This is a genomic window from Methylobacterium sp. GC_Met_2, assembly GCF_026540795.1.
GTDB lineage: Bacteria > Pseudomonadota > Alphaproteobacteria > Rhizobiales > Beijerinckiaceae > Methylobacterium.
The window spans coordinates 25,874-48,567 of sequence record NZ_JALNUM010000041.1; the positions used below are offsets into that span (position 1 = coordinate 25,874).

Genomic DNA, 22,694 nt, shown 5'->3' on the forward strand with positions numbered 1-22,694 from the left:
CTCTGCGGGAACGGCGCCCGCCTCGCAAGGCGGTGCGCTCAGGAGGCCGGACGAAGCCGGCGCAGTGTCGTCAGCGCAGCGTGCGGCAGGGCGGCGGCGACCAGCAGAAGGGCGGCCAAGCCGGCTTCGTCGATGCGCAGCGCCCGGTGCGGCCAGGGGCCGAGCCCGAGCGTGCCGGACAGACCAATGACGGCCGCGCCGAACCAGAGCGCCAGGAATGAGAGTGCTCCCGCGCCGAACCGCCTGAGCCGCGGCCGTAGCGGGCAGTTCGCCACAATGGCGAACAGGCCGAGAATGCCGCCGAACAAGGCCGCCGCCACGCCGGCTCCGAGCGCGTAGGCCAGCCACAGCGGCTGGTGGGTCAGGAACGCCATCCCGCCGGTGGCGAAGCCGGCGCGCAGGATCACGCCGCCGAAGGTCGGATAGAGCCCCGCCAGCAGCAGGATCACCGCGCCCACGAGGCCGAACGCGATGCGCCGCGGGATGGAGGCCGGCCCCGGCCCGGCGGCCACGCGGGCGAGATGGGCGAGCCCGTAGACGAGGGCAAAGATGAAGAGTGGGTATCGCCCGGCGAAATAGCCGAACACCCAGGGTTCGACCGCCTCCGGCAGCGCCGAGCGCTGGCTGAGACCGGTCGCTACGACCAGGGCCAGGGCGAGCAGCATGGCCAGGATCGGCCCGGTCGCCGCCAGCAACCGCGCGCCGGTCCATCGCTCCGCAGCCGGAGCCGCGCCGGCCAGCTCAATCGCTGTCGGCGGCGCAGGCCTCATGCGTTGCTCCACGCCGCCGATATGCGCCTCAAGCCTACTTCGCCTCGTAATGGTCCCGCACCAGCCGGTCGAGCAGGCGTACGCCCCAGCCGGCGCCCCAGCTGCGGTTGATCTCGCTGGCATTGGACGACATCGCCACGCCCGCGATGTCGAGATGCGCCCACGGCACCTCCTCGACGTAGCGCTTGATGAACGAGGCCGCCGTCGCCGCGCCGCCGTGGCGACCGCCGGTGTTCTTCATGTCGGCGAACTTGGAGTCGATCGCCTTGTCGTAGGCGGGGATCAGCGGCATCCGCCAGACCTTCTCGCCCGTGGCCTCGCCGGCCGCGTGGATATGGCCCGCCAGCGCGTCGTCGTTCGAGAACATCCCGGCGATGTCCTGGCCCAGAGCCACGATGATCGCCCCGGTCAGCGTCGCGAGGTCCACCATCGCCTTGGGCTTGTAGCTGCGGACCACGTGGGTGATCACGTCGGCGAGCACGAGCCGGCCCTCGGCATCGGTGTTGATCACCTCGATGGTCTGGCCGGACATGGAGGTGATGATGTCGGAGGGCCGATAGGCGCCGCCATCAGGCATGTTCTCGACGATGCCGATGGCGCCGATCACGTTGGCGCGCGCCTTCCGCGACGCGAGGGCGTGGAGCGCCCCGACCACCGCGGCCGCGCCGCCCATGTCGCCCTTCATGTCCTCCATGCCGCCGCCCGGCTTGATCGAGATGCCGCCGGAATCGAAGATCACGCCCTTGCCGATCAGCGCCACGGGCGCCTCGCCGGCGGGGCCGCCGTTCCAGCGCATGATCACGATCCGCGGCTCGCGGACGGAGCCCTGCGCCACAGCGAGCAGCGCGCCCATGCCGAGTTCGCGCATCCGGGCGGGCTCCAGCACCTCGATCTCGACGCCGAGTGTGCCGAGTTCCGAGGCGCGTTTGGCGAACTCCTCGGGGAAGAGCACGTTCGGCGGCTCGTTCACGAGGTTGCGTGCCAGGATCACGCTGTCGGCGAGCGTCCGGGCGCCCTCCCCCTCGCTGGAAGCCGCTTCATGGTCGGAGAGCAGCAGGGTCAGCGACGTCCCGGCCTTGTCCTCGGCATCGGGCTTCTTCTTGGTCTTGTAGCGGTCGAAGGTGTAGCTGCGCAGGCGCGCACCCAGGGCGAACTCGCCGGCCTCGCGGGCCGATACCGTCGCACCCGGCCAGTCAAGCACCACGCGGGCGGTGCGGCCAGAGACCTTGCCGGCCGTGAAGCCGCCGAGCGCCGGCCAGTCGGTCTTGGCGCGGTCCTTGTCGGAGCCGAGGCCCACGACCACGAGGCGATCCGCCGCGATGCCCGCGGGCGCCGGCAGGCTCATCGCGCTGAGCGAGCGGCCCTTGAATTTTTCCGAGGCGGCCGCGCGGGTGACGAGATCCGCGCCGGACGCACCGATGATCTCCCGGGCCGCTGATCCAAGGGCCAAGTCGTCGCCGACGAAGACCACGAGATCGCCGGATCCACCCGGGCCCGGCCCGCTCGTCTCCAGGGGACCGAAACCGATCTCGATACCGTCCGCCATACCCGCCGCCATCCCTGCCGCCCTATGGCCCGCTTGTGTGGAGCCGCAAACCGAGGCCGCGCGGTGCCCGCGCAGGCCATCCGCCCTGTGTAGCCGCTGAGACGGAGAACGCAACGCGGCGCGAAAGCCCTCGAATCGCCCCTTTTGTCGGGTCATCCCGCCTCGAGGGTGCGAAGGAACAAGCGGAACTGCCGGGCCGATGAGGCAGATCGAGCGCTACATCTTCCGGATCGCCCTGGGGGCCACCTTGGCCTGCCTGATCGGGCTGACCGGCACCATCTGGCTGACGCAGGCCCTGCGCGAGCTCGATCTCGTGACCGCGAAGGGGCAGACGCTGCTCGTCTTCCTGTTCGTCACGGGATTGTCACTGCCGACGCTGATCGTCGTGATCGCCCCGGTGGCCCTGTTCATCGGCACGATCTACGCCCTCAACAAGCTCAACGGCGATTCCGAGCTGATCGTGATGTCGGCGGCCGGCATGCCGCCCCGGGCGCTCCTGCGCCCGTTCCGCAGGCTCGCGGTGATCGTCAGCTTCGTGATCGGATTCCTGGTCGTCGTCGTGATGCCGGCAAGCTTTCAGGAGCTGCGCGACGTCATCACCCGGGTGCGCGGCGACTTCATCGCCAATGTCGTCAAGGAGGGTCAGTTCACCCAGCTCGACAACGGCATCACTTTCCACTTCCGCGAGCGCGGACCCGGCGGCACCCTTAAGGGCCTGTTCATCCAGGACCGCCGCGAGGCCGGCAAGACCAAGGTCTACCTCGCCGACCGGGGCAACGCCGTCGATATCGATGGGCAGAGCTACCTGATCCTGGAGAATGGCAGCGTCCATCAGCAACAGACGGACTCGCGCGATTCCTCGATCCTGACCTTCGAGCGCTACACGATCGACCTCGCGGCATTCGCGCCCCCGGATGCCGACACGATCTACAAGCCGCGGGAGCGCTCGACCACGCAGCTCCTGTTCCCCGATGCGAGCGAGGGCTACTACAAGCTGCAGAAGGGCCGCTTCCGGGCGGAACTGCACGACCGGCTCTCCGCCTGCCTGTACCCGCTGGCCTTCGCCTTCATCGCGTTCGCGGCGCTCGGCGACCCCCGCACCACCCGCCAGGGGCGCGGGCTCGCCATCGCGGGGGCGATCCTCGCAGTGGTGGGGCTGCGCATCGCGGGCTTCGCGGCGGTCAGTGCGGCGGCGCGCAGCCAGGCAGCGGTGGCGGCGGTCTATGGCGTGCCGCTGCTCGCCATCGGTCTGTCCTGCCTCGTCATCTTCTTCGGCCCCCGGGTGCGGGCGTTCAACGCTGCGGTGGCGCGGGGGCTGCGGGGTCTCCTGCCCGGCCGCCGCCTCGCGCCGGCGACCTGACCCGGCCATGTTCATCGGCCCAACCCTGGGGCGCTACTTCGCCGCCCGCTTCGCGCGCACGGTGCTCGGCGTCTTCGTCACCGTCTTCGCGCTGGTCTACACCCTCGATTTCGTGGAGCTGTTGCGCCGCGCCGGCGAGACCCAGGGCGCCTCCACCGGGCTGATGGCGCAGCTCTCCCTCTACCGGACCCCCGCGGTGGCCGAGGGCGTGCTGCCCTTCGCGGTCCTGTTCGGCTCGATGGCGGCCCTGCTTCAGCTCTCGCGCAAGCTGGAGCTGGTGGTGGCCCGGGCGGCCGGCATCTCGGCGTGGCAGTTCCTGCAGCCCGGGATCTTCGTGGCGCTGGCCCTCGGTGCGGCGGCGGTCGGGATCTACAACCCGGTCTCGGCGATGCTGAAGCAGCGCTCCACCGAGATCGAGGCGAAGATCTTCGCCAAGGCCACGAAGGCGAGTTCCGGCAAGGATCTCTGGATCCGCCAGAAGGGCGTCGACGGCGAGGCGATCCTGCGCGCCGAGACCGCGATCGAGGGCACCACGATCCTGTCGGGCGTTTCGGTCTTCGCGTTCGACGCGTCGGGCAAGTTCGTGGACCAGCTGGTGGCCGCCCACGCCACGCTCCACGACGGCTACTGGGAACTGACCGATGTGCGCGTTCTCACGCCGGACGCGCCGCCTGAGTCGTTCGACACCTACCTGATCGCCTCGAATCTCGACCCCGGGCAGGTCCGGCAGCGCTTCACACCCCCGGAATCTGTGCCTTTCTGGCAACTTCCCACAACGATCGCACGGACCGAGCGGGCCGGTTTGGACGCCACCCGATACCGCCTCCAGTACGATGTCCTGTGGGCAAGACCCATCCTCTTCGTTGCGATGGTGATCGTCGCTGCAACCGTTTCCTTACGGTTCTTCCGCTTTGGTGGTGTCGGCAAACTCGTCCTCGGAGGCGTCGCGGCCGGCTTCGCCCTCTACGTGATCCGACAGGTCATGGAGGGGCTCGGAGCGTCCGGTCTCGTCGCCGCACCGGTGGCGGCCTGGTTCCCCGCCGTGGTAGGCAGTCTTCTCGGTACGCTCACGCTTCTGTACCAGGAAGACGGCTGACGCTCGCGGTCACGCGTGGGCAGGGAGACCGGTGGTGGGGTTGGTGGCGGTTGACGTCACAGGGGTTGGGACACGCGTTGCGTAAGGTCGCCGACATCCTGCGGAAGGCGGGTCTCCTGGTCATGCTGACGCTTGCCGCGCCGCTGGCGGGTGGCCTGTCGGCGCACGCGCAAGGCCTGCCGGAGCTCAGGACCGGCAAGCCCGGCGACAAGCTCCTCGTCGAGGCCGACGAGCTGATCTACGACAACGACCACAGCACGGTGACCGCGCGCGGCAATGCCGAGCTGCATTACGGGCCCCGGACGCTGCAGGCCGACCGGGTGCGCTACGACCGGAACACCGGCCGGGTCTTCGCCGAGGGCAACGTCCGCCTCACCGAAGCCGATGGCGGCGTGGTGACCGGCGAGCGCATGGAACTCACCGACGACTTCAAGACCGGCTTCGTCGATGCCTTCCGCGGCCAGCAGACGGTGCAGCGCAAGTTCGAGACCGTGCGCACCCGCTTCTCCGCGCCCCGGGCCGAGCGCCTGAACGGCGAGCAGACGAGCTTCGAATCCGGCAGCTACACCGCCTGCGAGCCCTGCAAGGACCACCCCGAGACGCCGCCGCTCTGGCAGATCAAGGCGAAGAAGATCATCCACGACAACGAGACTCACACGGTCTACTTCGACGACTCGACGCTCGAACTCGCCGGCATCCCGGTCGCCTACCTGCCGTATTTCGAGGCGCCGGACCCGACGGTGAAGCGCAAGACCGGCTTCCTGACGCCGCGCTTCGTCAGCACCACGGCGCTCGGCACCGGCGTGTCGATCCCCTATTTCGTGGACCTCGCGCCGAACTACGACCTGACCCTGACGCCGACCGTGCTCAGCCGCCAGGGTCTCCTGGCGCAGGGCGAGTTCCGCCAGCGGGTCGACAACGGCTTCTACAACCTGCGCCTGTCCGGCATCTCGCAGACCACGCCCTCGGCCTTCCTGCCGAGTCCGCTCGGCGCCGGCGAGCGGGACTTCCGCGGCTCGGTCGAGTCCCAGGGCCGGTTCTACATCAACCCGCGCTGGCGCGCCGGCTGGGACCTCGTCGGCGTCACCGACAAGTGGTTCCTCGACAATTACCGGATCCGCAACCAGAACATCACCACGGATTATTTCCGCGAGGCGACCTCGACCGCCTACCTGATCGGCCAGGGCGACCGCTCGTGGTTCGAGGCGCGGGGCTACTACTTCAAGGGTCTGTCGAGCTTCGACTGGCAGAAGCAGCAGCCGATCGTCGCGCCGGTGATCGACTACGACAAGCGCATCAACGGCCCCGCGGAGATCGGCGGCGAGGTGCGCTTCCAGGCGAACATCACCAGCCTGAACCGCGAAACGACGCAGTTCCAGGGCCTGCCGCGGACGTCGAGCTACCTGTTCTCGCCGAGCGTCAACGGCGTGAGCTTCCCGCTGTACCAGACCTGCACGGTGTTCCAGCGCGGCACCTGCGCGATCCAGGGGCTCGCCGGCAACAACACCCGCGCCTCCGCGGAGCTGTCCTGGCGGCGCAGCTTCATCGACGATTTGGGCCAGAAGTTCACGCCCTTCGCCTATCTGCGCACTGACGCGTTCTTCAACAGCACGGACTTCTCGGGCTACCAGAACAACCTCGTCCCGCAGATCGCCCATGTCGACCAGGGACTGGCCGGCCGGGTCATGCCGGCGATCGGCCTCGACTACCGCTACCCGTTCGTCGCCAATTTCGGCGCCCTCGGCGTCCACACCCTGGAGCCGATCGGACAGATCATCGCCCGCCCCTCCGAGACGCGGATCGGCCACCTGCCGAACGAGGACGCGCAGAGCCTCGTCTTCGACGACACCTCGCTGTTCGAGTGGGACAAGTTCTCCGGCTACGATCGGGTCGAGGGCGGCGTGCGCACCAATCTCGGCGGCCAATACTCCGTCGTGACGCCGTCGGGCTGGTACGCCAACGTGCTGTTCGGCGAGTCGGTCCAGCTTGCGGGCGTGAACTCGTTCCGCCGCGGCGACATCGCCGATGTCGGCCTCGATTCCGGGCTCGAAACCCAACGGTCGGATTTCGTGGGCCGGTTCCAGGTCTCGCCGAACCAGAACATCACCTTCATCACCCGGGCCCGGTTCAACCAGTCCGACTTCCACGTGGCGCGGCTGGAGACCGGTGCGACGGCCCGGTTCGCGCCGTTCCTGCCGCTGACCCTGTCGGCGTTCTACTCGTACTACGAGGCGCAGCCGCTGCTGGGCTACAGCCACTACCGCGAGGGCGTCACCGCCACCGCCACCTACAACATCACGCCGAACTGGTTCATCTCCGGCTCGCTGCTGGTCGACCTCACGCACTACCTCGACGTCCGCAACACCTATCAGGACGCGCTGGCCTCCTATCTGGTGAACCCGATCGGGACCGTGCCGACCTACCAGAATCCGGGCCGGTTCTACCTCTCCGGGGCGAGCTTCGGCGGCGGCTACCAAGACGAGTGCACCACGGTCTCGCTGAACTACATCAACTCGCCGATCGCCACCGCCACGGGCGTGCGCGAGCGCAACCAGACGGTGCTGCTGCGCGTCGAGCTGAAGACGCTGGGCGAGGCGGACCTGCGCCAGAACGTCGGCACCGCGACCACCGCGGACGGCATCGCCTCGGTGCGGTAATCGCCGCCGGACGGCGGCGACGCGGATGCGCCCGCGTCCGGCGGGCGCTATAGACCCTCCATGCCGCCCCTCGCCCTCACCCTCGGAGACCCCGCCGGAATCGGTCCGGAACTGGCGCTCAGCGCCTGGCTCGCGCGCGGCGGTGCCGATCCGCTGCCGCCCTTCTTCCTAGTGGCCGATCCGGCGTTCATCGAGCGCCTCGCGAACCGCCTGAACCGCCTCGTCCCGGTGGCCGAGGTCGATCCCGAGACCGCCGCCGAGGTGTTTCCCAGCGCCCTGCCGGTCGTGCCGCTGCCGAGCGGCGCCCAAGTCAGCGCCGAGCCTGGCGTTCCGGACACCGTCAACGCGGGCGCGACCATCGAGTCGATCACCACCGCCGTGGGCTTCGTGAAGGCCGGCCGCGCCAGTGCCGTCGTCACCAATCCAATCGCCAAGTTCGTTCTGACCCGGACCGGCTTCGCCCATCCCGGCCATACCGAGTTCCTGGCGGCCCTGTCGGTGCCCCCCGGGCGCACGCCGCCGCGGCCGGTGATGATGATCTGGAGCGCGGGGCTCTCGGTCGTGCCGGTGACGATCCACGTGCCCCTGAAGGATGTGCCCGGCCTCCTCACGCAGGACCTGGTGGAGGAAACCGCCACCATCGTCGCCCGGGATCTGCGGCAGAGATTCGGGCTGCCGGAGCCGCGCCTCGTGCTCGCTGGCCTGAACCCCCATGCCGGCGAGGCCGGCACGATCGGCCACGAGGATCGCGACGTGCTCGCCCCCGCGGTGGCGCGGCTGCGCGCGGCCGGGATCGACATCCGGGGGCCGCTCCCGGCCGACACCCTGTTCCACGCCCGCGCCCGGGCAGCCTACGACGTCGCCCTGGCGCCGACCCACGATCAGGCTCTGATCCCGATCAAGACCATCGCGTTCGACGACGGGGTGAACGTCACCCTGGGCCTGCCGTTCGTGCGCACCTCGCCGGACCACGGCACGGCCTTCGACATCGCCGGCCAGGGAATCGCGCGGCCCGACAGCCTCATGGCGGCCCTGCGCCTGGCCGCCCGGCTCGCTGCCAACGCCGCCGATCCCGCCGAGACGCCCGGCGGCGAGGTCATCCCGTTCAACGTCTATGCCGGACGGCCGAGACCCGCCGGCGCCCGGCACTTCGACCCGGAGGACGAGCTGTGAGCGCCGGCGACGGTCTACCCCCGCTCCGCGAGGTCGTCGCCCGGCACGGGCTCGAACCCCGGAAGGCGCTCGGCCAGAACTTTTTGTATGATCTCAACCTGACGGGCCGGATCGCGCGCGCCGCCGGGCCGCTGGAGGGCGTCACGGTGGTGGAGGTCGGCCCCGGACCCGGTGGGCTCACCCGGGCGCTGCTCGCCGAGGGCGCCGCCCGCGTCGTGGCGATCGAGCGCGACCCCCGCGCGCTGCCGGCGCTGGCCGAGATCGCCGCTCATTATCCCGGACGCCTGGAGGTGGTCGATGCCGATGCACTGGTGTTCGATCCGCGGCCGTTGATCGGGTCCGGCCCGGCCCGGATCGTCAGCAACCTGCCCTACAATGTCGGCACGGCTCTGCTTACGGGCTGGCTCGACGGTGCGGCGTGGCCGCCCTGGTGGGATCAGGCCGTACTGATGTTCCAGCGCGAGGTGGCCGAGCGGATCGTCGCCGGGCCGGAGCAGCGGGCGGATTATGGGCGCCTCGGCGTGCTGTGCGGCTGGCGCAGCGAGGCCGAGATCCTGTTCGATGTCAGCCCCACGGCCTTCGTGCCGCCGCCCAAGGTCACGTCGAGCGTGGTCCGGCTGGTGCCGCGACGGGAGCCCCTGCCCTGCCGCGTCGGAGCGCTCGAGGCGGTGACCCGTGCGGCGTTCGGCCAGCGCCGCAAGATGCTGCGCCAGAGCCTGAAGGCCCTGACACCGGAGGCCGGACGCCTTCTGGAGGCCGCGGGCCTCGCCGAGACCGCGCGGGCCGAGGAGATCCCGGTGTCGGGGTTCGTGGACCTCGCCAACCTGTGGGACGCCCAAAGAAAAGCCGGCCCCGCGGAGGCGGCGCCGGCCTGAGGTAAGCAGCCCCCCGGCGCATGCCGGGGCGCAGTGCGGTCAGCGGGTCTGCTGGATCGCCGACAGCACCCAGCCGCGGCCGGGCTGGCGCTGAAAGGTCCACAACTCGGTGGCCTCCGACGAATCCGTGCTCACGATCCGGCCGCCGGCCCGCTCCACCATCACGTCCTTGAGGGCGTAGCGCATCGCGACGGTGGCGTAGTCGGTGCGATCCTCGCCCCAGGATTCCGCGAGGTCACCCTGGAGCAGCTTCACGTCCGTGATCTTGTTCACCACGCCGCGGGACGCGTTGTTACGCAGCTCCTCGTCGAAGTAGCTGACCATCTCGGGCGTCGACAGGTTGCCGAGCGTGACGCGATCCTCACGGGAGTAGGCGTCCTGGATATCGCCGAGCAGGCGCTCGAACGCCTGAAAGTCGTTCGGACCGATCTGCACGGGGCGGTTCTGCGGCGGGCGCTGGCCGCCGAACATTCCGGCGCCGGGACCGCCCGGTGCACCGCCCATCGGGCCGGTCGGACCCTGCTGGCCGTCGAGGGACGAGCGCGCGTAGGGCGCACCCGCGCCGGCCGGCTCGTTCCGGCGGCGGAAGAAGCGGAGCGCCAGCATCACCACGACCACGACCAGCCCGACTTGGAACAGCAGGCCGATCATCGAGGCGAGGCCGCCGAGGCCACCGAAGAAGCCGCCGCCGAGCAGCGCGCCGATCAGGCCGGCCCCGAGCAGGCCCGCGAAGAAGCCGCCGCCGAACCGGCGACCCTGCGCGGGGGCCTGCATACCGGGGCTGCCCATCCCGGGGGACGGAGACGTCTGCGAACGCTGCATCGTCATGCCGCCGCCCGGCGCTGTCGGCGTGGCAGAGGGCGCGTTGAAGGTGCGCGAACCGCGCGAGCCCATGGAGCCGCCGCCGCCCGGACGGGCCTCGACGACGGGCGCCGCGACGGTCAGCGCGGTGGCCAGCGCCAGGAGGGCGGCCACACGCCGGCGGCGCGAAATCTGAGTCAACATGAACAGGCCCCTGGGGACGAGAACCGAACGGCGCGGAGCGCCAGCAACAATATGGGAACGGCTGAGCGCGGGTTTTAGTCCTGCGTCAGCGACGGCGCGGTGACGTTCGCTGTTGCTCATGGCCGATCCGGCAGGGCGCACGGTGATTTAGGGCCGTGCCCGATCGCGTTGCACGCGATACGCGACATGCGTCCGCCGGACAGGGTTGGCAAGCGCGACAGGCCCCCTCGCCCGTGTGGGAGAGGGAACCTCCGCCTCATCCGGCGAGGCTGGCATCACTGTCATGTACCGTGCGCGTCGCAATCGCGCGCGGCTCTCCGCGCCTGTTGTGAAGCGCGCTCATGCGCCGAACCGGTCTCCACTCCGGCGGAGAGCGCTCAATGCAGCGTCCGGTCCGGTGCCGCCGGGAACGATAGACGCACCTCCGTCCCCGCGCCGGTCCGGCTGTCGAGGGTGATGGTCCCGTTCTGCCGCTTCATCAGGCCGTGGACGATCGCGAGGCCCGCGCCGCGGCCGGCTTCGCGGCTGGTCTGGAACGGGGCGAGCGCCCGGGCCAGCATCTCGGGCGACATGCCCTGCCCGGTATCGGCCACCAGGATGCCGACGCTGCCCTCCCCCGGATGCTGCATCGCCCGGTCGCCGGGGTCGATCCGGAAGGTCGAGAGCGTCAGGGTACCCCCGGAAGGCATCGCCTCGCAGGCATTGGCGACGAGGTGCCGCACGGCGAACTCGATCTGGGTCGGGTTGCTGATCGCCCGCGGCAGGCCGGCGGTGGGCGTGACCGTCAGGCGGATCCCGGCGGGCAGGTCGGGCGCGATGCGCGCCGCGAGATCCGCCACGATGGCATCGAGATCGACCGCCCGCACGTCCGGGGCGATGCGGCGGGAATAGGCGAGGAGCTGGCGCGTCAGGATGGCCGCCCGCTCGGTGGCGTCGGCCGAGCGGGAGATCGCTCGCTGGATGAACGGTTCCTGGCGGTCACCGAGCCGGCGCTTCAGGCCGTCGATGTAGCCGATCAGGATCTGGAGGAAGTTGTTGAACTCGTGGGCGACGCTGTTGGTCAGGAGCCCCAGCGCCTCGCGCTGCCGGGACAGGGCGAGCGCACCCTCCGCCTCGCGGCGCGTCGTGATGTCGAGGATCTGGCCGATCCGGAACGGGGTGCCGGGCAGCGGTACCGTGGTCAGGCAGGCCCAGAAACTCGTCCCGTCCGCCCGCGCCGCCGGGAATTCCTGCGCGCCGTCGCGGGCGGGATCAGGTGTGTGCGGCGTCTGCGCGTGCGGGGCCTTGATGAGGTCGAGCCCCTGCCGGACGAGCGCCTCCGCCGGCTGCGCGGTCAGGCGTTCGAGGGCGGGGTTGGCGTGACGGATGCGGCCCTGTGCATCGAGCAGCAGGCTCGGCGTCGGCAGGGCGTCGAAGAGCGCACGTGTCTCGGGCGACAGCGCCTCCGCGTGGGGATCCGTCCCGGGTTGCGCCATGCTGCGTTCGCGCTCAGCGGATGCGGGAGGCCCGCGACGGGCCAGCGATAACGGCGAACGCCGCCGCGGCCAAGCCGTCTGTGACGATCGGGGCCTTCGGTCGAGCCGAAGGTCTCTACTGCCGCACCCACATCACCCGCGCCATCCAGGCGACCTCGCCGAGATTCAGGACCCGATCCGCGTGCTCGGGGTTCAGAGAGGCAAGCTCCACGGTCCGGGCCGTGCGCCGCCTCAGTTCCTTGGCCAGCACCTCGCCCCCGTGCAGCCGGACCACGACGCGGTCGCCCTTGCGCACGCTTGCGGTCGGCGAGACGATCAGCACGTCGCCGTCGCGGAACAGGGGCATCATCGAATCGCCCTGGATCTCGAGTGCGAAGGCACGCTCCTCGCCGAGATCCGGGAACTCGATCTCCTCCCAGCCCGCGCCGCCGGTGGGCATGCCCTCGTCGGTGAACAGGCGGCCGGCGCCGGCCTGGGTCAGACCGATCAGCGGGACCATGGTGCGGGCCGGTATCTCCCGCGCCTCGATCAGCCGGAGGAACTCGTCCAGGCTGGAGCCGGTGGCGGCCAGCACCTTCGAGACCGATTCCGTCGAGGGCCAGCGCTTGCGCCCGTCCGCACCGACACGCTTGGAGCGGTTGAAGCTCGTCGCATCGAGTCCGGCGCGGCGGGCAAGGCCCGAGGCCGAATAACCGTGCCGTTCGGCGAGCCGGTCGATGGCGTTCCAGATCTGCTCGTGCGACAGCATGGCGGACTCGAAGGCTTCACCGTGAGCGGGCCGGCGCCTCCATCCTGCCAGCTTGAGGCTGGCCGTCGTAGGGGCACGAAGACGATATCCCGCCGGGCAGGGTCGGCACCCCGCGGTTACGCACGGAAACATCAGACCTGCCGCGGCCGCGGCCTGATATCCCGGCCCGGACGTTGCTCTATGACGCGCCGCCTAGTCGTAGGAAAGTAGAACTATAGGCGGCAGATTGCAATCGCTCCTCGAATCGCGGGGCGTCTCGGTGTTGCCGCAGGTCGGCGGCACCTCTATCCACGCCACGGTTCGGGGAGCTTCGATGGCGCTCATCTATAAGATCTGTCCGCGTGATCTGTGGCAGGAGGCCGAGGCCGCGGGGCGGTTCGAGGGCGCCCCGATCGACCGTCAGGACGGCTTCATCCACTTCTCTACCGCGGCCCAGGCGGCCGAGACGGCGGCCCGCCACTTCGCCGGGCAGGCCGATCTGCTCCTGATCGCCGTCGACGCGGAAGCCCTCGGCGACGCCCTGCGCCACGAGCCGTCGCGGGGCGGCGATCTGTTCCCGCATCTCTATGGCCCGCTCTCCCTCAATGCCGTGAAGTCGGTAGACGCGCTGCCCCTCGATGCGGAAGGCCGGCACGTGTTCCCGGCCGGGCTCCTGCCGGCATGATCGGCACGGTCTTTCCGCTCGTCCGGCCGCTGCTCCACCGCCTCGACGCGGAGCGCGCGCACGATCTGACCCTGCGCGCCCTGGCGCTCATGCCGGCCGGACGCCGGCCCGACGACGATCAACGGCTGGCCGTCGAACTCCTCGGTCGCCGGTTTCCCAATCCGGTCGGGCTCGCGGCCGGCTTCGACAAGGGCGCGCGTGTGCCGGACGCGCTGCTTGGCCTCGGATTCGGCTTCGTGGAGGTCGGCGGCGTCGTGCCGCAGCCTCAGCCCGGCAATCCGCAGCCGCGGGTCTTCCGTCTCACCGCCGACCGCGCGGTGATCAACCGCTACGGCTTGAACAGCGAGGGGCTGGCGGTCGTGGCCGCCCGCCTGCGCGCCCGGGCCGGTCGGCCCGGCATCGTCGGCGTCAATATCGGGGCCAACAAGGAGTCGGCCGATCGCCTGGCCGATTACGCGGCGTGCACATCCACCCTGGCGCCCCTGGTCGACTTCGTCACCGTCAACGTGTCCTCGCCGAATACGCCAGGCCTGCGCGATCTTCAGGGCGAGGCGTTCCTGGACGATTTGCTCGCCCGCACGGTCGAGGCCCGGGACGCGACCGGTGCGTCCGCGGCGATCCTGCTGAAGATCGCCCCCGACATGGCGCTGGACGCCCTCGATGCCGTCTGCGCCACCGCCCGGCGCCGGGGCGTGCAGGCGCTCGTCGTCTCGAACACCACGGTGGCGCGCCCTGCGTGCCTCGCCGAGCAGGGGCTCGCCCGGGAAACCGGCGGGCTCTCAGGCCGGCCCCTGTTCGGGCCGGCGACGCGGATGCTGGCCCAGGCGCGGCTGCGCCTCGGCACAGACCTGCCGCTGATCGGCGTCGGCGGCGTCGACTCGGCCGAGGCCGCCTGGACCAAGATCCTGGCCGGCGCGAGCCTCGTGCAGCTCTACTCGGCCCTGGTGTATGACGGGCCGGGATTGATCGGGCGCATCAAGGCGGGCTTGCGGGAGCGGATGGACCGGGCGGGCGTGACGCGACTCGACGCGCTGGTCGGGCGTGATGCGGGTGATCTCGCCCGCGCCGCGTAGATACGCTGGATCATTCCTTAGAAACACTTTGCACAACGGGCGTTTAGCCTGTGCCCCGTGCATGAGGGGCCTGCGCCCGCACGCCATTGTGAGGGCGGCGCAGACACGCTTATCTCGCGGTTGCGAGATTGCTCGTGTCATCAATTTCAGGACGGTTCATGGCCCAGTCTGAAGGGTCTTCCAAGCGCTCCTCCGCCGCCGGCGGCTGGGGTGCTCTGAAGAGCTGCGGCAAGCATCTGCTCAGCAGCCGCGCGCCCCTGACGGGCGCCCGCGCCCTGCTGAAGGCGAACCAGCCCGACGGGTTCGATTGCCCCGGCTGCGCCTGGGGTGACCCGGAGCACGGCTCGTCGTTCGAGTTCTGCGAGAACGGCGTGAAGGCCGTCTCCTGGGAGGCGACCGACAAGCGCACGCCGCCGTCCTTCTTCGCCAAGCACACGCTCACCGAGCTGCGGACCTGGAGCGACTACGCCCTTGAGGGCGAGGGTCGCCTCACGCACCCGCTGCGTTACGACGCGGCAAGCGACCGCTACCTGCCGGTGAGCTGGGACGAGGCCTTCGCGGAGATCGGCGCGGAACTCCGCGGGCTCGATCACCCGGATCAGGCCGAGTTCTACACCTCGGGCCGCGCCTCGAACGAGGCCGCCTACATCTACCAGCTCTTCGCCCGCGCCTACGGGACCAACAACTTCCCCGACTGCTCCAACATGTGCCACGAGGCCAGCGGCGTGGCCCTCGTCGATGCGATCGGCATCGGCAAGGGCACGGTGTTGCTGGAGGATTTCGAGAAGGCGGACGCGATCTTCTGCGTCGGCCAGAATCCCGGCACCAACCATCCGCGCATGCTCGGCGACCTGCGCCGGGCGGCCGAGCGCGGCGCCGAGATCGTGGTGCTGAACCCGGTGCGCGAGCGCGGGCTGGAGCGTTTCGCCGACCCGCAGAACACCGTCGAGATGCTGCGCGGTTCGAGCGGCGCGATCGCCAGTCACTACCTGCAACCGCGCTCCGGCGGCGACATGGCGGCGTTCCGGGGCATCGCCAAGATCGTGTTCGCCCGCGACGCCGAGGCGCTGGCGGCCGGCCGGCCCTCGCTCCTCGACCGGGCGTTCCTTGAGCACCACACCGCGGGGCTCGACGCCTACCGCGCCGCCGTCGAGGCGACCGCCTGGGAGGCGATCCTCGACCAGTCGGGCCTCACGATGGACGAGATCGCCGCGATGGCGGATGTCTATCTCGGGGCTCAGCGGGTCATCGCGACCTGGGCCATGGGCGTGACCCAGCACCGGCACTCGGTGGCGACGATCCGCGAGATCGCCAACCTCCTGTTCCTGCGCGGCCATATCGGCCGACCCGGCGCGGGGCTCTGCCCGGTGCGCGGCCATTCCAACGTGCAGGGCGATCGGACGGTCGGCATCAACGAGCGGCCACCGGCGGACTTCCTCGATGCGCTGGAGCGGCATTTCGGGGTCGCCATGCCGCGCCGGCACGGCCACAACGTGCTGGCGGCGATCCGGGCCATGCGGGACGGCACGTCCAAGGCCTTCATCGGGCTCGGCGGCAACTTTTTGCGGGCGACCCCCGATACCCCGGTGGTGGCGCAGGCTCTGGCCTCATGCCGGCTCACCGTGCACATCGCCACGAAGCTCAACCACGGCCATCTCGTGCCGGGCGCGGTCGGCTACCTGCTGCCCTGTCTCGGCCGCACCGAGATCGACCGGAACGCGGAGGGCAAGACCCAGATCGTGACCGTCGAGGATTCGATGAGCATGGTTCACGGCTCGGGCGGCATCAACAAGCCGGCCTCGAAGGAGCTGCGCTCGGAGATCGCCATCATCGCCGGGATCGCTGCGGCGACGGTCGGTACCGCAACGATCGACTGGCCCGGTTTCGCGGCCGATTACGACCGGATCCGCGCGGCGATCGGCGCCACGATCCCCGGCTTCTCGGATTACAACAGCCGGGTCCGCAAGCCGCGCGGCTTCAAGCTCCGCAACCTCGCGGCCGAGCGGGTGTTCGAGACCGCCACGGGCCGGGCCAATTTCTCCGCCGATGCCCTGCCGGACGAGACCGAGCATCAGGCCGCGCGGAAGACGAACGACACCTTCGTGCTGCAGACCTTCCGCAGCCACGACCAGTACAACACCACGATCTACGGCCTGGATGATCGATACCGAGGCGTCTACGGCGAGCGCCGCGTGGTGTTCGCCCACCCCGACGACCTCGTGGAGATCCGCGACCGGCTCGGCGAGCGCGTCGACATCGTCGGGACGCACGATGACGGCATCACCCGGCGCGCGGAGGATTTCCGCCTCGTGCCGTTCGACATGCCCCGTGGTGCGCTGGCAGGTTATTATCCGGAGCTGAACGTGCTCGTGCCGCTCTCGACCTTCGGCGAGAAGAGCGACACGCCGACCTCCAAGTCGGTGCTGGTGACGCTTGAGGCGCGCGCGGCAGCGTGAGCACATCGCCCGGGGAAGCGGCGTTCGTCGCGGCCCTCGACCGGGTATCGGCGGCCCACCCAACGCTGCCGCCTCTCGAGGCCGGCCTTCTTGCGTCGCTGGAACTCGGCTTGCCGGGCGACAGCCGCGCCTTTGCGCGCACTTTCGGGGTGGAGCACGCGCTCGTGCTGCGGGCGCTGGCCGGGCTTGAGGAAGGCGGCCACATCGCCGTCACGGCCCGGGATGCGCGGACGCAGCGGACGCGATTTACGGTGGTGTCTGTTTGAGGGTCGGGATTTTCGGCCGGCGACTCCCTCTCCCCGCGCGCGGGGAGAGGCCCGCATGGACCTCGTCGTCCGTGCGGGAAGCGGAGGCGAAGCCGCAGCGGCGGTGAGGGGGCGATTTAGGACGAGACTCCTCCAGAATCGCCCCCTCACCTTCGGCTGCCGCCTCGATGCGCCGACGACAAGGTCCTCATCCCTCTCCCCGCAAGCGGGGCGAGGGGGGGACTGTGGCTTTCGCTGGCGCAGCGAACGAAACACGTCCGTCCGCCCGCCCCTCAGAACCCCTTCGCCTTGATGGCCTCCGCCCAGGTCACCGCCCGACGGTTCACGCCGAGGTGCTGCCGTTCGTAGAGCCGGCCCTCCAGCTTGATCGCGCCGCGCTTGGCGTATTCCGGCCGCTCGAACGCCTCGATCACGAGCTTGGCCCGGCGCACCTCCTCCTCGGTCGGTGCGAACGAGGTGTTGGCGGGCTCCAGCTGCGTCGGGTGGATCAGGGTCTTGCCGTCGAAGCCGAGGTCTCGGGCCTGACGGCATTCCTCGCGGCAGCCCTCGGTGTCGGCGATGTCGTTGTAGACACCGTCGAGGATCGCCAGGCCCTCGGCCCGGGCAGCGGCCAAAGCCATCATCATCCAGGGCAGCATCGGCACGCGGCCGGGCACGATCTTCGCCCAGGTGTCCTTGGCGAGGTCGTTGGTGCCGAGCACGAGGCAGGTCAGGCGATTGCGCGGGTCGCGCTTGGCCCGGGCGATCTCCTGGATGTTCAGGATCGAGGCCGGCGTCTCGATCATCGCCCAGATCGCGAGGTTCTCCGGTGCATCGAGGGATTCCAACCGGTCGGCGATGCTCTCCAGCACGGCTGGTGACGAGACCTTGGGCATCAGGATCGCGTCGGGCTTGGCCTCGATGGCGGCATGGAGATCCGCCTCGCCCCAGGGTGTCTGCGGCGCGTTGACCCGGATCACGAGCTCCCGGCTGCCGTATTCCCCGCCCTTGACCGCCGCGCAGACCTGCGTGCGGGCGAGTTCCTTCTCCTCCGGGCCGACCGCATCCTCGAGATCGAGGATGATGCTGTCCACCGGCAGCGTCTTCGCCTTGTCGAGCGCCCGCTGGTTCGAGCCGGGCATGTAGAGCACGCTCCGGCGCAGGCGCAGGTCGGTCGTCAGGGCCATGGGCTTCTCCCGCGTGCGGCCGCTCGCGCGGCCCGTCGTCGTTGCAGCGCACCCTAAAGCACGTCGCGCGGCGCGCCACACCCCCAGAGGTACGGTTTCGTGAGTTCCGCCGTGGTTTGACACCAGCCTCAATCTTCGAGAGTCGAAGCCGCGGTTTGGTCATGTTCAGACGATTAAAAGCGGCCCGTATTCAAATCTCGGACTGTGGAATCTCTGACATGCGCAAAGTTCTGGCCGCCTTCGTTCTGGTCGGCGCACTCGCCGTGCCTGGACCGGCCGGCGCGCAGAGCCGGACGACGCTCGGGGTCGGCTCCGGGGCCGTCGCGGGCGCTCTGGTCGGCGGACCGATCGGTGCCGTCGCGGGGGCCGTGGTCGGTGGCTTCGTCGGTCATTCGACGGAACGGCGGCACCGCCGCGTGCGGCGTGGCCGTCGCTACCGCGATGCAGCTTCGCGGCGGCCCCTCCCGCGCCGGGCGGAGGCCGCGGTGCCGCGGGAGGCGCCTTCCGTGAAACGATCCGCAGCGGCGGAGGCGCCCGCCCCCGTCGCCACCACGTGGAAGGACCCGCGCTGACAGGGCGGTGCGACGGTCGACCTAACCCGCTCCCGGCGCCTCAGGCTGCATTCCGAAGGGATTGCGGGATACCGGACGTGAATGTGGCGCGGGCGAGCGCCGGGTACGCGACGGCCTGACCAAACCCGCGGGCGCCCAGGAACGCCACGAAGGCGAGCCACAGCCCGAAATTGCCGAGGCCGAGCGCTTGCACCAGCGCCAGCGTCGCGACGTAGACAGCCAGGGCGCACAGCATCAGGTTGCGCATCGCCCGCGTCCAGGTCGCCCCGATATAGATCCCGTCATAGGCAAACGGCGCCGCGGCCGCGAGCGGGGCCAGAGCGGCCAGGAGCAGATAGGCCCGCGCGGTCTCGCGTACCAGCGCGTTCGTCGTGACGAAGTCGATGAAGGCGGGGCCGCCGACCAGCGACAGCAGGCTCACCCCGAGCCCGAAACCGAGGCACCAGCGCAGGCTCAAAGCGGCCGAGGCGCGGAACGCCTCTTCGTCCCGGGCGCCCACCGCGCGCCCGCACAGCGTCTGGGCCGCGGTGGCGAAGCCGTCGAGGAAGAAGCCGCAGATCAGGAAGAGATTCCACAGCACCGAATTGGCCGCCAGCACCACGTCGCCCTGCCGGGCCCCGAGTGCCGAGAACAGGACGATGGCGGTGATCAGCGCGAGCGTCCGCAGGATCACGTCGACGTTGACACTCAGCGTCCGGCGCAGGGCTGCGGCGTCGCGCAGGTCGCGCAGGCGCACCCGGAACGGATGCGAGCCCAGCCGCCCCAGGACGACCAGCCCCAGCCCGAATCCCAGCGCTTCCGCGCAGACCGTGGCCAGCGCCGCCTCGGCCAGCCCCAAACCGAAGCCCAGGACCAGGGCGAGCGTCAGCCCGATATGGATCAGGTTGATCGCCACCTGGAGCAGCAGGCCGAGATCGGTCCGGCCGCGGCCCAGCACCGAGCCGAGCACCCCGTAATTCGCCAGCACGAAGGGTGCCGACAGGATGCGGATGTGGAAATAGGTGGCGAGCCCGGCGCGCACCGCGTCGCTCGCCCCGCTGATCGCGAAGGCGATCGGCCCGATCAAGCCCTGCAGGGTCACGAGGACGAGGCCGATCAGTCCACCCGCCGCCAGCGTCCGGGCCAGGATCCGGTCGACCTCCCGGTCATCCCGGGCGCCGACCGCCTGCGCGGTCAGCCCGGCGGTCGCCATGCGCAGGGTGCCGAAGGACCAGAAAATCGCGTCGAAGATCACCGCGCCGAGCGCGACGGCCCCGAGCAGGGCCGCGTCGCCCAGCCGGCCGATCACCGCCGCACCCACGAAGCCGAGCATCGGCGTCGTGACGTTGGCGAGCGTCATCGGCAGGGCGAGGGCCAGCACCCGGCGATGCGTCGGTCGGTCGAGGCGCGGGATCACGGTCGTCATGCCGCAAGCTTAGCGGGCACGAACGATTCGTGAACCCACGCGGACGCAAACCATCTTGAACGCGCGCCGACGCGTGGGCTGCCGGTCAGCGCGAGACGGCGAAGAGCCGCGCGATCAACCAGAGCGGCACGACCACGATCGCCCCCGCGACGATCCAGCCGCCGAAATCGTGCAGCGAGGCAAGGCCGACCTCCAGCAGCGCCCGGGTCGAGTCATAGAGGTGCCAGAACAGGCGCCCCGGGGTCACGCCGAGCATCGACATGAAGGCGCCGACCAGGATCGACAGGAACAGCAGGCGCGCCATCACGCCGGCGGGCGAGCCGCCGAGGAAGCGCCGGAGCGTCGAGTCCCGGGGGCGATGGGAATCCGGCCCGTAGGCGCCCGGCGGCACCGTGTGGTGTGTGTCGTCCCGCCGGTGCCGCTGATGATCGACGAGCATCGTGTCCTCGTGAAACTCTGTGCCGTTCGATCGGCGATGAAGCGGGCGGAACCGTGGCCAGGACGTCACACCGCATCGAAACCCGTTGGGCGATCGAGCGTTGGCTAATTTCTCCCGCGCTCTCGACATGGCAAGTGGCGATCACCTCGCCAAGATGTCCGGCGCGGCGGGAGGCGCGTCCGAGGAATGCCCGGCGTGTGTTACGATGGCCGTGGGAAAACCTCCCGGGTCTGTACGTTGCCGAGGGGTTTGAAGTGCCGACGGGACCAGACGCACGATGATCGACCACGCCCTGTTCGACCCGGCGACGATCGATCCCGAGATCACCCGGCTGAATGCCGAGATCGTGGCCGCCCACGCGGCCTTGCCCGATCCCTGGTCGCTGTCGATCGCGGAGGTGCGCGCGCGCCGTCGGGCCGGTACGAAGGCCGCGCCCGCGATGCCGCAGAGCGCCCGAGCCGAGTGGCTGACGATCGACGGGCCCGGCGGTCCGCTCAAGATCCGCGTGATCAAACCCAAGGCGGGCACCAAGCTGCGCGGGGCCTACCTGCACATCCACCGGGGCGGCTGGGTCTGGGGTGCGGCCGACGAGCAGGATCCCTGGCTGGAGCGGATCGCCGATGCCTGCGGGTTCGTCGCGCTGTCGGTGGAATACCGTTTGGCCCCCGAGCATCCCTACCCGGCCGCCCTCCTCGACTGCGAGGCGGCGGCTCTCTGGCTTGCCGGGCCCGGCAAGGCCGAATTCGGCATCAACGCCCTGACCATCGGGGGTGAATCGGTGGGCGCTCAGCTCGCCGTGATGGTGCTGCTGCGGCTGCGCGACAAGCACAACCTGACGCGGGCCTTCCGTGGCGCCAACCTCAATGCCGGGTTCTTCGACCTCGGTCTCACCCCCTCGGTGCGCAACTGGGGCGAGGAGCGCTTGGTCGTGAACACCCGCGACCTGACGCGGTTCGCCGATGATTATGTCCGCGAGGGGATCGACCGCCGCCGGCCGGACGTGTCGCCGATCTATGCCGAGCTGAAGGGACTCCCGCCCGCTTTGTTCACGATCGGCACCAGGGATCCTCTGCTTGACGATACGCTGTACATGTCGGCGCGCTGGGCGGCGGCGGGGAATGGCGGCCACACGGCGATCTATCCCGGCGGCTGCCACGTCTTCGCCCGCTATCCGAGCCCGATCAGTGAGCAGGCCCTGGAGTTGATCGACCGCTTCCTGATGGCGCTCGCCTGAGCGACCCGGCGGAGATCCTGCCGGAGCGGTTCCGGGCGTGGTTTTCCGCGCGCGGCTGGGCCCCCCGGCCGCACCAGCTCGATCTCCTGCGGATCGCCGGGGCCGGCCGCTCGGCCCTGCTGGTGGCGCCGACCGGGGCCGGCAAGACGCTCGCGGGGTTCCTGCCGAGCCTCGTCGCCCTCGCGGAACGCAGGCCGCAGACGTTGAAGCCCAAGGGGCTCCACACCCTCTACGTCTCGCCGCTGAAGGCGCTGGCGGTCGACATCGCCCGCAACCTCGATGCGCCGATCGCCGAGATGGATCTACCGGTGCGCGTCGAGACCCGCACCGGCGACACGCCGGCCCACAAGCGCACCCGTCAGATCAGCCGGCCGCCCGACATCCTGCTGACCACGCCCGAGCAGCTGGCGCTGCTGATCGCCCATCGCGAGGCGGCTGAGTTCTTTTCGGGATTGCGCTGCGTGGTGCTGGACGAATTGCACGCGCTCGTGACGTCGAAGCGCGGCGATCTGCTGTCGCTGGCGATGGCCCGGCTGCACCGGCTGAGCCCGGGACTCGCGGCGGTCGGGCTCTCCGCGACGGTGCGCGAGCCGGATGAATTGCGGAAGTATCTGGTGCCGCAGAACCAGCCCCTCCCTCCCCCCTCCGCGGGGGAGGGTACCCTGCGCAGCAGGGGGGGAGAGGGGCAGCGCGACGATTCAGGAGAAAGCGCCG

At 70.2% G+C, this 22,694-nt stretch carries 20 protein-coding genes; 12 read left to right on the top strand and 8 right to left on the bottom strand.

What is annotated here, in order from left to right:
• Positions 1 to 38 precede the first annotated feature (38 nt).
• Positions 39 to 770 carry a hypothetical protein gene (locus OXS49_RS15530; protein ID WP_267425435.1) on the bottom strand — a complete coding sequence of 244 codons (732 nt, stop codon included), beginning with the start codon at positions 768 to 770 and terminating at the stop codon, positions 39 to 41.
• 34 nt (positions 771 to 804) lie between these two features.
• Positions 805 to 2,316: a leucyl aminopeptidase gene (locus OXS49_RS15535; RefSeq protein ID WP_267425437.1), complete on the bottom strand. Its 1,512-nt coding sequence runs from the start codon at positions 2,314 to 2,316 to the stop codon at positions 805 to 807.
• Between the two features lie 199 nt (positions 2,317 to 2,515).
• On the opposite strand from OXS49_RS15535, the gene lptF reads away from it, so the two are divergent.
• From lptF to rsmA, 5 genes are all read left to right on the top strand, one after another.
• Positions 2,516 to 3,676 carry an LPS export ABC transporter permease LptF gene (lptF, locus tag OXS49_RS15540; protein ID WP_267425439.1) on the top strand — a complete coding sequence of 387 codons (1,161 nt, stop codon included), beginning with the start codon at positions 2,516 to 2,518 and terminating at the stop codon, positions 3,674 to 3,676.
• 7 nt (positions 3,677 to 3,683) lie between these two features.
• Positions 3,684 to 4,772, top strand: a complete 1,089-nt coding sequence (gene lptG / locus OXS49_RS15545; RefSeq protein WP_244005707.1) for an LPS export ABC transporter permease LptG — start codon at positions 3,684 to 3,686, stop codon at positions 4,770 to 4,772.
• 77 nt (positions 4,773 to 4,849) lie between these two features.
• A complete protein-coding gene (locus tag OXS49_RS15550) occupies positions 4,850 to 7,429 on the top strand; it encodes an LPS-assembly protein LptD (RefSeq protein ID WP_267425440.1) in 2,580 nt (859 codons plus the stop codon).
• A 60-nt stretch (positions 7,430 to 7,489) separates the two neighbouring features.
• A complete protein-coding gene (gene pdxA, locus OXS49_RS15555; RefSeq protein WP_267425441.1) occupies positions 7,490 to 8,602 on the top strand; it encodes a 4-hydroxythreonine-4-phosphate dehydrogenase PdxA in 1,113 nt (370 codons plus the stop codon).
• On the top strand, positions 8,599 to 9,477 hold the full coding sequence (gene rsmA / locus OXS49_RS15560) for a 16S rRNA (adenine(1518)-N(6)/adenine(1519)-N(6))-dimethyltransferase RsmA (protein WP_267425442.1): 879 nt from the start codon (positions 8,599 to 8,601) through the stop codon (positions 9,475 to 9,477). Before pdxA ends, rsmA begins: the two co-directional genes overlap by 4 nt.
• Positions 9,478 to 9,516: 39 nt before the next feature.
• Here rsmA and OXS49_RS15565 read toward each other — a convergent pair whose 3' ends face one another.
• The 3 genes from OXS49_RS15565 to OXS49_RS15575 all read right to left on the bottom strand — a co-directional run bounded on the left by OXS49_RS15565 (position 9,517) and on the right by OXS49_RS15575 (position 12,705).
• On the bottom strand, positions 9,517 to 10,482 hold the full coding sequence (locus tag OXS49_RS15565; RefSeq protein ID WP_244005716.1) for a TIM44-like domain-containing protein: 966 nt from the start codon (positions 10,480 to 10,482) through the stop codon (positions 9,517 to 9,519).
• 377 nt (positions 10,483 to 10,859) lie between these two features.
• Positions 10,860 to 11,957 (bottom strand): ATP-binding protein, encoded by a 1,098-nt coding sequence (locus OXS49_RS15570; protein WP_267425443.1) that lies wholly within the window; start codon positions 11,955 to 11,957, stop codon positions 10,860 to 10,862.
• A gap of 115 nt (positions 11,958 to 12,072) precedes the next feature.
• Positions 12,073 to 12,705, bottom strand: a complete 633-nt coding sequence (locus tag OXS49_RS15575; protein ID WP_243917142.1) for a helix-turn-helix transcriptional regulator — start codon at positions 12,703 to 12,705, stop codon at positions 12,073 to 12,075.
• Positions 12,706 to 13,018: 313 nt separating this feature from the next.
• Between OXS49_RS15575 and OXS49_RS15580 the strand changes: the two genes are divergently transcribed.
• The 4 genes from OXS49_RS15580 to OXS49_RS15595 all read left to right on the top strand — a co-directional run bounded on the left by OXS49_RS15580 (position 13,019) and on the right by OXS49_RS15595 (position 17,164).
• Entirely contained in the window at positions 13,019 to 13,369 is a 351-nt protein-coding gene (locus OXS49_RS15580) for a DUF952 domain-containing protein (protein ID WP_267425444.1), read from the top strand.
• Positions 13,366 to 14,442 (top strand): quinone-dependent dihydroorotate dehydrogenase, encoded by a 1,077-nt coding sequence (locus OXS49_RS15585; RefSeq protein ID WP_267425445.1) that lies wholly within the window; start codon positions 13,366 to 13,368, stop codon positions 14,440 to 14,442. The genes OXS49_RS15580 and OXS49_RS15585 overlap by 4 nt, the downstream gene beginning before the upstream one ends.
• Positions 14,443 to 14,600: 158 nt before the next feature.
• Positions 14,601 to 16,898: an FdhF/YdeP family oxidoreductase gene (locus OXS49_RS15590; protein WP_267425446.1), complete on the top strand. Its 2,298-nt coding sequence runs from the start codon at positions 14,601 to 14,603 to the stop codon at positions 16,896 to 16,898.
• On the top strand, positions 16,895 to 17,164 hold the full coding sequence (locus tag OXS49_RS15595; protein ID WP_267425447.1) for a hypothetical protein: 270 nt from the start codon (positions 16,895 to 16,897) through the stop codon (positions 17,162 to 17,164). The genes OXS49_RS15590 and OXS49_RS15595 overlap by 4 nt, the downstream gene beginning before the upstream one ends.
• Positions 17,165 to 17,436: 272 nt before the next feature.
• On the opposite strand, the gene OXS49_RS15600 is transcribed toward OXS49_RS15595, so the two are convergent.
• Positions 17,437 to 18,330, bottom strand: a complete 894-nt coding sequence (locus tag OXS49_RS15600; protein WP_244005729.1) for a CoA ester lyase — start codon at positions 18,328 to 18,330, stop codon at positions 17,437 to 17,439.
• A 218-nt stretch (positions 18,331 to 18,548) separates the two neighbouring features.
• Here OXS49_RS15600 and OXS49_RS15605 point away from each other — a divergent pair, with 218 nt between their 5' ends.
• On the top strand, positions 18,549 to 18,902 hold the full coding sequence (locus tag OXS49_RS15605) for a hypothetical protein (protein WP_267425448.1): 354 nt from the start codon (positions 18,549 to 18,551) through the stop codon (positions 18,900 to 18,902).
• Positions 18,903 to 18,942: 40 nt separating this feature from the next.
• Here the strand turns inward: OXS49_RS15605 and OXS49_RS15610 are convergent, their stop codons facing one another.
• Positions 18,943 to 20,307 carry an MATE family efflux transporter gene (locus tag OXS49_RS15610; protein ID WP_267425449.1) on the bottom strand — a complete coding sequence of 455 codons (1,365 nt, stop codon included), beginning with the start codon at positions 20,305 to 20,307 and terminating at the stop codon, positions 18,943 to 18,945.
• 85 nt (positions 20,308 to 20,392) lie between these two features.
• The gene (locus OXS49_RS15615; RefSeq protein WP_244005735.1) at positions 20,393 to 20,746 is read right to left on the bottom strand and encodes a DUF6460 domain-containing protein; all 354 of its coding nucleotides are present in this window, start codon (positions 20,744 to 20,746) and stop codon (positions 20,393 to 20,395) included.
• Positions 20,747 to 21,023: 277 nt separating this feature from the next.
• Between OXS49_RS15615 and OXS49_RS15620 the strand changes: the two genes are divergently transcribed.
• Both OXS49_RS15620 and OXS49_RS15625 read left to right on the top strand, forming a co-directional pair.
• Positions 21,024 to 21,980 (top strand): alpha/beta hydrolase, encoded by a 957-nt coding sequence (locus tag OXS49_RS15620; protein WP_244005737.1) that lies wholly within the window; start codon positions 21,024 to 21,026, stop codon positions 21,978 to 21,980.
• Positions 21,977 to 22,694, top strand: a 718-nt coding sequence (locus tag OXS49_RS15625; RefSeq protein WP_267425459.1) for a DEAD/DEAH box helicase, incomplete at its 3' end; no start/stop codon positions are given. The genes OXS49_RS15620 and OXS49_RS15625, both read left to right, overlap by 4 nt.

Excerpts from the sequence above, each read along its gene's own strand:
- OXS49_RS15565 (WP_244005716.1), bottom strand. The coding sequence starts at position 10,482 with ATGTTGACTCAGATTTCGCGCCGCCGGCGTGTGGCCGCCCTCCTGGCG.
- OXS49_RS15575 (WP_243917142.1), bottom strand. The coding sequence starts at position 12,705 with ATGCTGTCGCACGAGCAGATCTGGAACGCCATCGACCGGCTCGCCGAA.
- lptG (WP_244005707.1), top strand. The coding sequence starts at position 3,684 with ATGTTCATCGGCCCAACCCTGGGGCGCTACTTCGCCGCCCGCTTCGCG.
- OXS49_RS15615 (WP_244005735.1), bottom strand. The coding sequence starts at position 20,746 with ATGCTCGTCGATCATCAGCGGCACCGGCGGGACGACACACACCACACG.
- OXS49_RS15605 (WP_267425448.1), top strand. The coding sequence starts at position 18,549 with ATGCGCAAAGTTCTGGCCGCCTTCGTTCTGGTCGGCGCACTCGCCGTG.
- OXS49_RS15585 (WP_267425445.1), top strand. The coding sequence starts at position 13,366 with ATGATCGGCACGGTCTTTCCGCTCGTCCGGCCGCTGCTCCACCGCCTC.
- OXS49_RS15620 (WP_244005737.1), top strand. The coding sequence starts at position 21,024 with ATGATCGACCACGCCCTGTTCGACCCGGCGACGATCGATCCCGAGATC.
- OXS49_RS15590 (WP_267425446.1), top strand. The coding sequence starts at position 14,601 with ATGGCCCAGTCTGAAGGGTCTTCCAAGCGCTCCTCCGCCGCCGGCGGC.
- OXS49_RS15600 (WP_244005729.1), bottom strand. The coding sequence starts at position 18,330 with ATGGCCCTGACGACCGACCTGCGCCTGCGCCGGAGCGTGCTCTACATG.
- OXS49_RS15580 (WP_267425444.1), top strand. The coding sequence starts at position 13,019 with ATGGCGCTCATCTATAAGATCTGTCCGCGTGATCTGTGGCAGGAGGCC.
- OXS49_RS15610 (WP_267425449.1), bottom strand. The coding sequence starts at position 20,307 with ATGACGACCGTGATCCCGCGCCTCGACCGACCGACGCATCGCCGGGTG.
- OXS49_RS15535 (WP_267425437.1), bottom strand. The coding sequence starts at position 2,316 with ATGGCGGACGGTATCGAGATCGGTTTCGGTCCCCTGGAGACGAGCGGG.
- OXS49_RS15530 (WP_267425435.1), bottom strand. The coding sequence starts at position 770 with ATGAGGCCTGCGCCGCCGACAGCGATTGAGCTGGCCGGCGCGGCTCCG.
- pdxA (WP_267425441.1), top strand. The coding sequence starts at position 7,490 with ATGCCGCCCCTCGCCCTCACCCTCGGAGACCCCGCCGGAATCGGTCCG.
- OXS49_RS15570 (WP_267425443.1), bottom strand. The coding sequence starts at position 11,957 with ATGGCGCAACCCGGGACGGATCCCCACGCGGAGGCGCTGTCGCCCGAG.
- lptF (WP_267425439.1), top strand. The coding sequence starts at position 2,516 with ATGAGGCAGATCGAGCGCTACATCTTCCGGATCGCCCTGGGGGCCACC.